Source organism: Cytobacillus spartinae (genome assembly GCF_042865285.1).
Classification (GTDB): domain Bacteria; phylum Bacillota; class Bacilli; order Bacillales; family Cytobacillaceae; genus Robertmurraya_A; species Robertmurraya_A spartinae.
Genome location: NZ_JBIACK010000007.1, coordinates 12,520 through 25,423 on the forward strand (window position 1 = coordinate 12,520; position 12,904 = coordinate 25,423).

9 protein-coding genes are annotated in these 12,904 nt (G+C 38.0%); 1 reads left to right on the forward strand and 8 read right to left on the reverse strand.

Annotated elements, in window-relative coordinates:
- Nucleotides 1-365: 365 nt before the first annotated feature.
- From ACFYKX_RS14385 to ACFYKX_RS14405, 5 genes are all read right to left on the reverse strand, one after another.
- A complete protein-coding gene (locus ACFYKX_RS14385; protein ID WP_389361754.1) occupies nt 366-1,712 on the reverse strand; it encodes a hypothetical protein in 1,347 nt (448 codons plus the stop codon).
- A 124-nt stretch (nt 1,713-1,836) separates the two neighbouring features.
- A complete protein-coding gene (locus ACFYKX_RS14390; protein ID WP_389361755.1) occupies nt 1,837-3,216 on the reverse strand; it encodes a S41 family peptidase in 1,380 nt (459 codons plus the stop codon).
- A 135-nt stretch (nt 3,217-3,351) separates the two neighbouring features.
- Nucleotides 3,352-4,983: a hypothetical protein gene (locus ACFYKX_RS14395; protein WP_389361756.1), complete on the reverse strand. Its 1,632-nt coding sequence runs from the start codon at nt 4,981-4,983 to the stop codon at nt 3,352-3,354.
- Nucleotides 4,984-5,088: 105 nt separating this feature from the next.
- Nucleotides 5,089-6,276 (reverse strand): efflux RND transporter periplasmic adaptor subunit, encoded by a 1,188-nt coding sequence (locus ACFYKX_RS14400; RefSeq protein WP_389361757.1) that lies wholly within the window; start codon nt 6,274-6,276, stop codon nt 5,089-5,091.
- Between the two features lie 17 nt (nt 6,277-6,293).
- Complete coding sequence (locus ACFYKX_RS14405; RefSeq protein WP_389361758.1) at nt 6,294-6,956, reverse strand: hypothetical protein; 663 nt, start codon at nt 6,954-6,956, stop codon at nt 6,294-6,296.
- A 484-nt stretch (nt 6,957-7,440) separates the two neighbouring features.
- Here ACFYKX_RS14405 and ACFYKX_RS14410 point away from each other — a divergent pair, with 484 nt between their 5' ends.
- Nucleotides 7,441-8,331, forward strand: a complete 891-nt coding sequence (locus tag ACFYKX_RS14410; protein WP_389361759.1) for a helix-turn-helix domain-containing protein — start codon at nt 7,441-7,443, stop codon at nt 8,329-8,331.
- 250 nt (nt 8,332-8,581) lie between these two features.
- On the opposite strand, the gene ACFYKX_RS14415 is transcribed toward ACFYKX_RS14410, so the two are convergent.
- From ACFYKX_RS14415 to ACFYKX_RS14425, 3 genes are all read right to left on the reverse strand, one after another.
- Nucleotides 8,582-10,600: an ABC transporter ATP-binding protein gene (locus ACFYKX_RS14415; RefSeq protein WP_389361760.1), complete on the reverse strand. Its 2,019-nt coding sequence runs from the start codon at nt 10,598-10,600 to the stop codon at nt 8,582-8,584.
- 294 nt (nt 10,601-10,894) lie between these two features.
- Nucleotides 10,895-11,932 (reverse strand): asparaginase, encoded by a 1,038-nt coding sequence (locus tag ACFYKX_RS14420; protein WP_389361761.1) that lies wholly within the window; start codon nt 11,930-11,932, stop codon nt 10,895-10,897.
- A 24-nt stretch (nt 11,933-11,956) separates the two neighbouring features.
- On the reverse strand, nt 11,957-12,898 hold the full coding sequence (locus ACFYKX_RS14425; protein WP_389361762.1) for an ABC transporter permease: 942 nt from the start codon (nt 12,896-12,898) through the stop codon (nt 11,957-11,959).
- Between the last annotated feature and the right edge of the window lie 6 nt (nt 12,899-12,904).

Consider the following 12,904-nt stretch of genomic DNA (forward strand, 5'->3'; position numbering starts at 1 on the left):
ACCTATAACTCTATGATTTCCTAAAAGCTTTAGTAGATTTGTAAAAGAGGATAATTTCAGTAATTTTTTTACCAATTCTCTTTCACATTTCCTATAATAATACATTTTCTGAGGAAATTCTAGGTTTTTCTTAGGTTTTTTAACAGTTTTGCCTTGGTAATTGTTTCCCAAAAACCCATACTTAGCATATTTCACACACTTTCTGATTATATGCTATAACATTAGGAATATACCAACTTTTTATGTGGGTTATTCAGGTTATAGTTTAGCAATTCCCTCCATATATACGACGGTATTATAGATACAAAAGTTTCATAAATTTGGATAAAAAAAAGAACTGAGCTATAAGCCCAGTCCAATCATGTTTATTCTACTATAACAGTAATCCACGTCTCAAAATCATTCCAAGTAACCACTAACTCTGATTCTCCAGCCGCTACTGGTGTTACCACACCGTTAGCATCTACTGTAAATACAGAAGGATCTAATGAATCAAATGTTATACCCTCAAAATCCGCTAATGAAATGTCTTGCCCTAAATCTCCAACTACATACCAGCCGTTAAGTGTTCCTGCTTCTGTCGGAACAAATTGATATGTCTGACCAAGTGTTAACGCTTCTGCATCTGCTCCTTGAGCATCCACTAGCTTACCATCTTCAAGGTAGTAAATTTGATTTCCATCTACAATATCAAATGTATGTTCAATAATGACTTCATTCGTTGTGCTGTCAATTAACTGAATGTTAACCGTACCTGTTTCAGTTAAACCGTTTTCTTCGTATGCACTAGTAAATGATCCATCTTCATTAAAAAAACCTTTATCATCTTTTACAATAAATCCATACTCGGTTGGGTCTGGATATACTTCATACCCATCAGCATCATAAAAACCGAACAAATCAAAAGCATTTAACCAGGGAAACTCTGTAGGAATTAGACTACCTTCATAAACTGCCACTTCTTCAATAACTGGGAAGTATAAAGAAAGAACCTGATCATATCGAGATCCTAATACTTCAAATAATTCAGGATCCTCGATATATTGGAACCAATCCTCAATATTCGCCATATGCTGTTCCATTTTTGCATCGTTCCCATTATCAATAGCAGCTTCTAATCGCCCAAGCTCAATGTGAATGCTAACCGGATATATCGCATCGTTCTTCGCTGTTTCTGCTGGTAATTTGTAAGTTTCTAAGATTGCTTGACGTGTAGATTGTCCATATACACGATATAAGAATGCTGCTTGTTTCTTAATTTCATAGGAAAGGGCATGGTAAGCTTTAGTTGCTTCGGCCATTTTGCCTTCAGTTAAGTATTTTTCCATTGCTTCTTGAGCAACAATTAGCTTTTTACCAGAAGTAATAGAGTCGATGTACACAGCAGTGCGGTCGATCCAAAGCTTAACGATGTCTAGTCTAGCGTTAAGTACTTCTTTTTGTTTTCCAGAAAGCTTGTTAACTGCACTCTTCGCAGCAGCATAATCTTTCTTTGCTTTGTTATATTCTGTCCATGGCTGTTTTACAGCATCCGCATAATAATCTACTGAAATAGCACGAATTAATGGGACTTTGTTTGCTTCAGCTTTTAAAACAAGCGTTTCAGCTGTAGAAGCAGCCTCTGATAGTGTAGGATTTACTGCTATAACTGCTGATGCAGCAATAGAAGTGATAGTAGCCAATTTAATTGCTTTTTTTAGATGTTTATTCATCATTGTTCCCCTTTAGGTGTATAGTATGTCATTAAATCGACAAACTAATCATAATCGTAAAATGGTTGTCTTACAATTATGATAATGCTGGAAAATGCATGGCTATTTTGGTACTTCTCTACGATTACTTGACCGTTACTTCTAAATAGATCCCTTGTCTCATTTGCTTGCTGTTATGGGATTTCCATTTTGGGTTTACAATTAATATATATTTACCTTTTGACTCTAGCTTTTGTTTCGGAATCACTTTAATGCTTCTGTCACCCGACACGGTTACATCGACTGGTACGTCTTTTCCTCCTAAATGAGTAAGTTGAACATCCTGAGGACCAACTCCTGACCAGTTCATTTTCATATTCATTTTAATGGTAAACGTCTTTGTCACTGGAACATTGTTTAAAGTAGTGAGCTGTTTATACCCCACTAGTCCATGAATAAGCTGATCCCAATGTGACTTTGTTAATTCTTCCCCAATTGGTGTTGTGATATTTGGCACTACCCCCACCTCGTGGACGGGAGACCCTTTTGGCGAAAAGAACTTTGCAGTGGTGAGTTTAAGGACGCTATCATCACTTAACGTAAATAAAGATTGCATGGAGCCTTTTCCATAGGATGTTTGTCCATATAACGTCGCACCCTTTTGCTCCTTTACAGATGCGGCTACCATTTCCGATGCACTTGCACTGTAGTCATTGATTAGAATATGAGTAGGATCTGTAAATTTTACTGGTTGATTAATGGCACTATATATAGAAGGTTTATTTGTTTTATCTCTTAATTGAAAAGCTTTTGTGACCTTAGGAAAGAATCCCGCTACCTCTTGAGCAACAGACACATACCCTCCTCCATTATCACGCAAATCAAATATCCAACCCTTAGCACCTTGTAGCTGTTGAATGGCATTCTTTATATCCTTTGCAGAATCCTGTGCAAAGCTGTTTAAACGTACATAGCCAATTTGGCCACCTAGCATCTCATATTCAACATTTGGAAGCTGTATGATTTGTCTCGTAATCGTTGTTGACACTTGTTGCCCTGATGGTTTCAAGAAAGTAATCGTTACAGAAGTATTTTCTTTCCCACTTATTAACGTAATTGCGTGCTGTACAGATTGACCTACTAAACTCGTTCCATCTACTTGAGTGATAATATCTCCCGCTTGGATTCCTGCTTTCTCTGCTGGGCCACCTGGGATAACAGATATAATTTTTATCCCTTTTGTTTCTTCTTCTAATACAACCCCTATTCCGACAAGCTGCTGATCAATGGCATTGGCAAACTCTTCAAACTCCTCCGCAGACATGTATACTGAATATTGATCAAGATAGTCAACCAGTTGATTGATTGTCGGCTTCTCCAAAACCCACTCTGGTACTTCTTCGACATAATAGTTTTTCACAAGATCTCTGACTTCTTCGATAGGCTCAGCTGCAGAGGCAGTTGTCACATTAAAGAGAAGTGTAAAGGCTAGAAAAACTCCAAATAGATTCCTTACGTTTAACAATGATGTTCCCTCCTGTGCTTATGTATGATGTACTGTTTTTATCGGCAACCTATAATAGATTGTTAGGTTTATCCGCGCTTTCAAAATTACAAAAATAGGAGACTAGTACTTTTCAACACTAGTCTCCATTGTTCGTTAAAACTTTATACTTTTCATAATCTCTGCTAATTCTGACAAGACATATTCCGAATTGCGGTCGGCTTGGTAATTTATTTTAATTAGATGTCCGTCAATTTCTGCCACCAACTCATACAGATAAGTAGACTTTGAGCTTGTGTGTGTGAACACATGATATTTTTCATTAGATAGGATTGATTGTGCTACATCCTGCACAGGTTGCCCATGCTCTATCAATGCTTTCTTTTCCCATTCACTTACTTCAGTGGTTCCGTCTAGCACCTTAATGGTTATTTCTCCGCTCGGGTCACACATTAGAGTCCCTTCTATTGGATCATCAATTAAGCAAGCCTCATTTCTAAATAACGTTATACTTTGGTTGTTGTCATATTGGTAAGATTTATAGTTAGCTGGCACGAAAACACTGTACCCAAAATCACTTATAAAGGTTCCACTATGAAATCCAACTCCATACTCATACGGTCCTATTTGTAAATGGGACGTAGCAGTTTGAACTTGACCTAACTGATTGGTTACTTTAATGGTAAACGTATATAAGATACCTTCAAATCCATTTGTCTCTTTTAATCTAGGGTCAGGTAGATTAAATAGTGAATTAGATAAATCTACATTCACATATTTCTCATTAGAAACCGTCGCTAACTCTTCCGTCATTTGCTCACCATTAATCGTTCTGGTGACAGACACTTCCGTTTTAGCAGCTATGTCCGAGTGTCTGATAGAAAGCTCTTTCAGTGGATGTGCGTCTATTAATCCTATATTCACATAATGATTGGGTGATGTCCTTAAAGATGTTCCACCTGTAGCATGTTGAACAAAAACCGATTCAATCTCTAAAAGTTCCTGACTTAACTTGTTCACTTTAGTTTCATATTGGCTATAACGGTTTTGCAATACTAGAGCTACTGTTGAGCTAGGGTCTAACAGTCCCAGTTTTTCTCCTGACACAAACAGAGACTTCGACTCAAACAGCATGTTACTCGCTTCATATAATTGGTTATGATCGATGTATCCTTCTGTTTTATCTAATGCCATTTTAATGGACACTGGGTATAAGGCCTGTTGTTTAACGTTTTCTGCTGACCTTTTAAAGTTCTGTCGAATTAAATCACGTGTTGTTTGTCCATATACTCGATCTAACAGAAATGATTGCTTTTTAAGCTCCCATGATAGGTTATGGTATAGTCTTTCTGTTTCATCATCAATTAGACCAGCGTCAAGACGATTTATTAGTGCTAATTTAGCGTTTTCGATCTTTTTACCCGCATTAATTGCATCAATATAAGCAACGGCACGCCCAACTTTTCCGGGTTGGGTACTAATATAAAGGTTTACCTTTTCTTCTAGCCGTTTTTCTAATTCAGATTTTTTAAATCCTTTTGGCAACTGAGAAACGGCTGCTTTCGCTTTCTTATAAGTATCCTTCGTTCCATTATAGTATTTCCAAGGAATACTCTTCCCGTCACCCGTTCCTTCAATTGAAATCGCCCATTTCAATGAACCAGCGTAGCTCTCCGCCTGCCTCACAAGCTTTTCAGCACTTGAATAGGAGACACTCGCTTGCGTAGGAGCAGCTACCGTAACCATTAGCAACAAACTTAGTATCGTTTTACTTAAGATGGACTTCATGTTTATCCCCCAGAGTTTATTTTCTACTAGATTATATTCTGAGCTGTCATTTTTTTCTATTGGTATTAACTGTAAAAAATACACCCCGTAAAGAGGTGCCTCTAGTTATCTACTTAAAATTCCTTTAGCCACATATTTAGCAGATTCTTTTTTGCCCATTTTGCTTAGGGCAGACTTATTCAATTTTTGTATTTTTACAGGGGTAAAATATGCTTTATTATTTGCTCGTTTTGCTGCTATAGCAATGATGTTTCCTTCCTCAACTCCACTGGTGATCTCCTGGGTATTGTTCAATAGGTTCCCTAACTGGACGTCTTGTTTTTCGACCTCCCCATTATCTCTTAGAACATATAGGGAAGACTTATGCAAGGCTCTTGATGGTACTGTTAAAGCATCCTCAATTTCTTGAGTAACAATAGTTAAATTTACATGAGTGCCCTGGAGGATTTGGGTTTCCATTTCGGCTAGTTGAACGGTAAAACCATATTCTGTTTCCGTTTTAACAGTCGGTTTTTCTAATGGCAGCGAGGAAATGGTTGAAATCATTCCTTCAATAGGTTTCCTCATAGATTCAGTATAGACTCTAACCTTCATGCCCTCAGCAATCTTTAACACTTCATTTTCCCCTGCAATTCCTTCTACATGAATCTCATTAGAAGCAATCGTAATCAAGGGATTTTGTAATGCATGATTAATCTCTTTGACCACACCTGATATATTGCTGCTAACCGTTAATGTGTCAAACATAGTTTCATTAGAAGAGAGTAATTCTTCATTCTTCTCAATTTCTGCTTCGAGCTTTGCCTTTTGTGATTCTTTTTCAAAAATTTGAGCTTCCACGGAACTAATGGCATTTAAAAGATGCTTTTCTTCATTGTCCTCTTCTGCCAAAAGACTGCTATGTAAGTCCTCTAAATTATCAATGTTAGTCTCAAGACCATCTAGGTCGTTCTCAAGCTTTGTAATCTCTGCTTCAATTAAAGATATAGCTTGGTCTATATTATCTGGAGAATATTCAAACAATGGAGTGCCGATATCCACTTGATCTCCTTCTTTGACCATAAATTGTTTAAAAGGACCATTGGCATTATCATAGTACGAAAAACCGATCTCTGCTGGTGCCACTACCCCTTGGGAATTTTTTGTTTGAGTTATATCTTGTTTGACAACCGTTGTCCACTCTTTAATATAAGATGATCTCGCAATTTTAGTATCCTTTTTAAGAATTAAGAAGAGGTTGATTGCAACAAACAAACATATTAAAAGAGTAATTGTCCACTTTTTCCAGTTCATTCTCATAACCCCTCCTATTAAAATAGTTTTTCAAATTTTATATATGAAAATATGGCCGACACTATCCAAATAAATAGATTGGTAGAAAGAATTACAGCCAGAATTAACTTTTTGCTTTTTTCAGCGATGGTTGTTAAATATTTATACTGAATGACGATTGCCCAGATAGAGAACAAAGAGATATTTGAGAAGAAGAATATGATAATCTCAGCTTCAGTCAGGTATTGTGCAAATACTCCCAATGAAAAAGGTGAAGAGTGTTGATCCACTCCAACCCATAATTGAAATGGGATACTGACTGCTCTATCTATTAAATAGATGACTGCGACATACAGTTGAATGATTATTAGTTTTCTATATTCACTGTCGGAGAATATCCAAAATACTAGGGAAGGAAAGAGAATGGTTAATAGTGTAATAACCGTCTCTTGCATAACATTTCCTAAGCCAAATAGTGCTTTCGCAACTTCATATTCGTTTGCAGAGAGTTCATAGATTTGTTTGGAGATCATTTCATTTCCAATGCCCAATAAAGCAGCAATAGAAGCTAGTATCGCACTTAAAACTAGGAGTATACATGCTTGTTTCCATATACCCGTAATTTTCTCTGCCTTACTGATTTGGTATGAACATGTATTAGGATCTGTTAGTCCAGATAGAAGTCGAACGTTAAAAAGCATAAGAATCCTCCAACAATTTGTCGTTATTTGTGGGTTACTTATTCATTTTAACGCATTAGCTAATTTTTGGAAAATGATAATAGTAGGATTCATACGGCAAATATTATTGAAATATAAGTTTATAACTATAGAAATATGCCTATAAGAATAAAGAAAAGGCACCTCAGTGATTGAGATGCCAAAATCTAATTTTAATATTCTGAAGGTAATTCGTATGTTGTTACTTTTTCTGGTTTTGCAGCTGAAGCTGAACCCCCCACACTTAGTGCTACTAATAATGCAACCACTAGCATAAAAATTCCTTTTTTCATCGATATTACCTCCTAAAATATGATAAAGTTAAGTTACTAGTTAAATTTAACCATACATACAAAAATTGTAATTTCCTTATATTGAGAGATTATTGCTAGTTTTTATCGTTTAAAGTCCTATATACATACTATATATCTACAAAATATAATTCTACGCATATTTGGAGGGACGAATGATGGATTTCTCTGCAGTTGGAAAAAAGATCAAAGAGTTGAGGAAAGAAATTGGTCTGTCTCAAGGAGAGCTAGCAAACGGGATTTGCACACAAGCGCAAATTAGTAAGATTGAAAGTGGAGATGTGTATCCTTATGCTTCGACTCTATATTTGATTTCCGAGCGACTCGGAGTTGATGTGAACTACTTCTTTGATATTGGATTAACACCTCGGTTGGATTATGTACAAGAGGTTGCAAAACAACTTCGAATTGCTAGAAGAAGCATGAATTATCAAGAAATGAAAGAGATTGTGGAAATGGAGCAAAAAAATCCGCTCTTTTTCCAAAACAAACGAAATTATCAGCTTTTATTGTGGCATAAAGGTATCTATGAGCATGCCATGAATCGAAATATTGAGAAAGCTATTGGAATTCTGCAAGAGGCTATTGCTCTTACTCAGGCAACAGAGAAGTTCTACTCTGAACGTGAGCTTGAGCTTATGCTTTCAATTGGTGTGATTTATTTTGAAGAGAATGATCTGGAGAACGCACTGGCTACATATAAATCTGCTCTTGATGCTATTAGACAAATCCCTTACCTGAATGAAATATCGATTCAAACTCGGATTTATTATAATATCGCCCGAGTACTAACTAGATTGAAAAAGTATGATGAGTCGATTAAATATTGTAAAGAGGGTATAGATTGGTGTATTAAACGCGAGAGTTTGTATTTGTTAGGGGAACTTCACTACCACAAAGGGTATAACTATGAATTGCAAGGTAGTCTATCATGCGCTCAGCAATTACTTGAAAAAGCTAGATTAATTTTTGAACTTCAGAATGATGAGAGGTTTTTGAAGTTCATTGATGGAAAGATTGAGAAATTGAGAGCCAATGTTGGATAAAAAAGTACACCTCAAGTGTTTGAGGTGCCAAAATGGAGATTTAAGAATAGTGTTAAATAAAATTAGGGATAAAGGCCTAAACCTTTATCAATATTAAAACATACTTTTTATTTTGGCTAAAAATCCGTCTATCCTGGTTTGTGGTGAGAAATACAGTTGCTATCCTCTTTTTCTCCACTATCTTAGCAAAAATATAACTCTAGGAATATTTCCATAAAAAATAACAGGTGCCCATCGCACCTGTTATTTTTTAGAAAAGATGACACGCCACCCAATGGTTGGGTTTTGCTTCCTTCCACTGAGGAACGACTTGTGCACATGTTTCTGTTGCAAATTGGCAACGTGTGCGGAAACGACATCCGCTTGGTGGGTTACTTGGGCTTGGTAGATCTCCCTCTAGGATGATCCGTTCTCTTGTTTTTTCTCTATCTGGATCCGGAACCGGAACCGCTGATAGAAGTGCTTGAGTGTACGGATGTAATGGTTCAGCATATAGATCATCTGAACTTGCTAGCTCTACCATACTACCTAAATACATAACCCCTACCCGGTCACTAATATGTTTTACCATGGAAAGATCATGCGCAATGAACAGATACGTTAATCCTCTTTCTTTTTGCAGCTTTTTCATAAGGTTTACGACCTGAGCTTGAATGGAAACGTCTAACGCTGAAATCGGCTCATCAGCAATAATAAACTCAGGTTCAACCGCTAGTGCTCTAGCAATCCCTATTCTTTGACGCTGTCCACCGGAAAACTCATGTGGATAACGGTTGGCATGGTCCTTATTTAACCCTACTGTTTCTAATAGCTCATATACCTTTTGCAATCTCTCTTCTTTTGTTTTTGCTAGACCGTGGATATCAATACCTTCAGCAATGATATCGGAAACGGTTTTTCTCGGGTTAAGCGATGCATATGGATCTTGGAAAATCATCTGAATCTTACGGTTAAATTGTTTTAACTGTGCTGCATTTTTCTTACCGTGTACTTCTTCTTTTTCGTAAAGGACTTGACCTTCCGTTGCTTCGTATAATCGCATTAACGTACGGCCTGTTGTGGACTTCCCGCAGCCCGATTCTCCTACAAGTCCCAATGTTTCCCCTTTAAAAATATCAAAGGAAATATCATCTACCGCCTTAAGGACTTCATTTTTTCCTGATTTGAAGTACTTTTTCAGGTTTCGAATTTCTAAGAGTGGCTCTTTATGTGTTGTTGTGGGCTCTTTGGTTTCCGGTTTTTCAAGAGTTGCAACGGATAGTTGCTTTTTCGTTAATGCGGTTGGCCGTTCGATCTTTGGAGCCTTTCCGTGAAGAAGCCAAGTCGCCGCATAGTGTGTTTCTGAAAGCTTGAACATAGGTGGTTCACGTAAGTAGTCGACTTTTAATGCATACTCATTTCGCTCTGCAAACGGATCTCCGATAGGTGGGTTGATAAGATCTGGTGGCGTTCCTGGAATGGCCACAAGCTCTTCTCTCGTTTCCATATTCGGCATGGAACCAAGAAGCCCCCATGTGTATGGATGCTGAGGGTTATAAAATACTTCCTCAACTGTTCCTGTCTCTACAATTTTACCAGCGTACATGACGGCTACTCGGTCCGCAATATTCGCTACCACCCCAAGGTCATGGGTAATGATAATAATTGAAGTTTCGGTCTTCTTTTGAATGTCTTTCATTAAATCTAGGATTTGCGCTTGAATGGTTACATCAAGTGCAGTGGTTGGTTCGTCCGCAATTAAAATCCTTGGATTACACGCAAGAGCAATTGCAATGACCACACGCTGTCTCATCCCACCAGAGAATTGGTGTGGATATTGCTTGATACGTGCTTCCGCATTTGGGATTCCTACTAGTTTTAATAGTTCAACCGCTCGTTGTTCCGCCTGTTTTTTCGTTACCTTTTGATGAGTCAACACACTTTCCGTTATCTGGTTACCAACCGTCATCGTTGGGTTCAGAGCTGTCATTGGATCCTGAAAAATCATTGAAATTTCCGACCCTCTTACCTTCTCCATCTCTTTTTCAGAAAGGTTGACAAGATCTTTTCCATCAAAAAGGATTTCTCCTTGATCTATTTTCGCGGAGTTGCTTGGTAGCAGCTTCATAATCGTTTTCGAAGTTACTGATTTACCTGATCCGGACTCGCCCACGATGGCAAGTGTCTCCCCTTTGTTCAAGTGCAGATTCACACCCCTAACAGCCTGAACTTTCCCTGCATAGGTACTAAAGGAAACATGTAGGTTATTGATTTCTAGCAATTTTTCCACATCGTCTCACTTCCTTTGCTTTTTAGTAGAAAAATGTATTTATTTTTTCATAGATTGAGTGGATATTTTGATTGATTTTTTGAAAATTGGTTTAAAGTTTGTTGTTTTTGAATGTTTTGCTACTATTTAGTGAGCCTCGATATGGTTTATGCCCCGAATTTAGCGACTTATGCTTCATTTTTTTGAATTATGCGCCTAAATTTGAAATATATGCACGAATTTTGATGATTTATGCACACTTGTCACTCATTTGTCACAATGACAACTCCCAGAGTGGCTGAAGTTACCTATAAACTATCTCCCCGCAACAGCCACATCACAAGCAGCACCAGCAACCAACTTAAACTCCGCCTCAATACGACCAATTTTATCCTTACGTGCATTCAGCACTGGTGCTGTCACGTATTCTGCTAATTGTGCAAACTGCTCTTCCGTACCAATCCTTAGCTGCTTTAAAACTTCCATTGCCGCAACACTTACCGCACGCCCGTTTCCGTCCTCAACTTTAATGCAAATGCCAAGTCCAGTTTCAACGTCACCAATACATTGAACACCTTCAGCACCAGCTTTTGCTACTAATCGACCAGCAAATACTCTCATTAGATCTGTGTCAAAACGGTCCGTGCCTCCGACCATTTCTGGAGCTGCAGTCATAGCTTCACGAACTTTATCTAAGTGTCCAGCACGCTCACTATTTTCCCAGTCAAACGGTTTTGCTAAACGAGCAAATCCTAATGCTGCATTTTTTAATGGTACGCGGTGTACAGGAACACCACAGCCATCAACACTTAGCTCAATATCTGCCTTTGGAATATCACAAACATGTTCAATTACATTAAGGATTCTCTGTTGATGAGGGTGTTCAACCTCGCGATATGTTTTAACATCTTCCCCCATATAAACAACAGCAGACAGCATTCCCGAATGCTTGCCAGAACAGTTACTAAAAACTGGAGTTAGCTCCCCACCGTTTCGAATTAATTCATTATAGCTTTTAATGTCTCTCGGGATATGCGTCCCACATTGAAGTGCCTCTTCTTGGAGACGAATTCTTTCTAAAATACTTGCTACACGATCACGGTGCATAGCCTCCCCACTATGTGATGCACAAATCAATGAAAGATCTGCTTTTTCATAGTTGAAAGCTTCATCCGCGCCTGTTTCCACTACCGCTACCGCTTGAAATGGTTTCATAGAAGAACGCGGAAACGTGCGCATGTCTGGATTTCCATATGAATATAGTAATTCTCCAGAACCGTTCACAACGGCTACATGTATATGATGAGAGCTTTCTAGATACTCTCCACGATAAACTTTGATTGGTCTTTCCATTGTATTACCTCACTTATGTCTGACTTATTTTCTCATCTTCGGATCCAACGCATCGCGTAATCCGTCGGCTAGAATATTGAAGCTAACCATGATGGCTACAATGACAATTGCAGGGAATAGAAGTAGATAGAATTGGTTTCTCATTCCTTGGAATCCGTCATTAATTAATACCCCAAGTGATGCAAGTGGTTCTTGTAATCCTAGACCGATAAAGCTTAAGAATGCTTCTGTAAAAATAGCAGAAGGAATCGTAAACATCATGTTAATAACGATTAGGCCCATCGTATTTGGAATTAAGTGATGTAAGATTAATCGTTTATTATTGGAACCTAGTGATCTAGCCGCTAGGACAAATTCTTGTTCTTTTAATTTGAAGATCTGTGCCCTTACTAATCTCGCCATGCTGACCCAACCGGTTATAACCATTGCAATGGTTATCGTCATGATCCCTGGCTTCATGATCATGATTAGTAGAATAATAATGATTAAGTTTGGTATCCCCACTAGAATTTCAATGACACGTTGCATTCCGTTATCAACTTTTCCGCCAATTAGTGCAGAAATTGCACCATATAGGACCCCAATTAGAAGGTCAAGGAATGCTGCTAAAACAGCAATGTATAGGGATATACGAGTTCCTTCCCAGATTCTCGTCCACTGGTCACGTCCGAATTTATCTGTTCCTAACCAATGCTCACTGCTTGGAGGCTGGTATACAGCAGCATAGTCAGTTTGATCGTATTTATACTCATTCATGCCTGGTCCAAAAACGGCCAAGAACAGAATGATGATTAAGGCAATCAAGCTAATGACTGCACCTTTATTCTTTGATAATCGAATCCAACTGTCTTTAAAGGCTGACAAAGGAGGTCGCTGAATTTTCTCGCTATCCTCGGTTCTTCTGCCAGCTATTTCAAACAAGTCATCTGTTAATTCTTCATCTAAAAGCGGTTCAGCATTTTTCATTCATCC

Bases quoted from the DNA above. Each gene is read 5' to 3' on its own strand.
- ACFYKX_RS14385 (WP_389361754.1), bottom strand. From the start codon at position 1,712: ATGAATAAACATCTAAAAAAAGCAATTAAATTGGCTACTATCACTTCT.
- ACFYKX_RS14395 (WP_389361756.1), bottom strand. From the start codon at position 4,983: ATGAAGTCCATCTTAAGTAAAACGATACTAAGTTTGTTGCTAATGGTT.
- ACFYKX_RS14400 (WP_389361757.1), bottom strand. From the start codon at position 6,276: ATGAACTGGAAAAAGTGGACAATTACTCTTTTAATATGTTTGTTTGTT.
- ACFYKX_RS14405 (WP_389361758.1), bottom strand. From the start codon at position 6,956: ATGCTTTTTAACGTTCGACTTCTATCTGGACTAACAGATCCTAATACA.
- ACFYKX_RS14410 (WP_389361759.1), top strand. From the start codon at position 7,441: ATGATGGATTTCTCTGCAGTTGGAAAAAAGATCAAAGAGTTGAGGAAA.
- ACFYKX_RS14420 (WP_389361761.1), bottom strand. From the start codon at position 11,932: ATGGAAAGACCAATCAAAGTTTATCGTGGAGAGTATCTAGAAAGCTCT.
- ACFYKX_RS14425 (WP_389361762.1), bottom strand. From the start codon at position 12,898: ATGAAAAATGCTGAACCGCTTTTAGATGAAGAATTAACAGATGACTTG.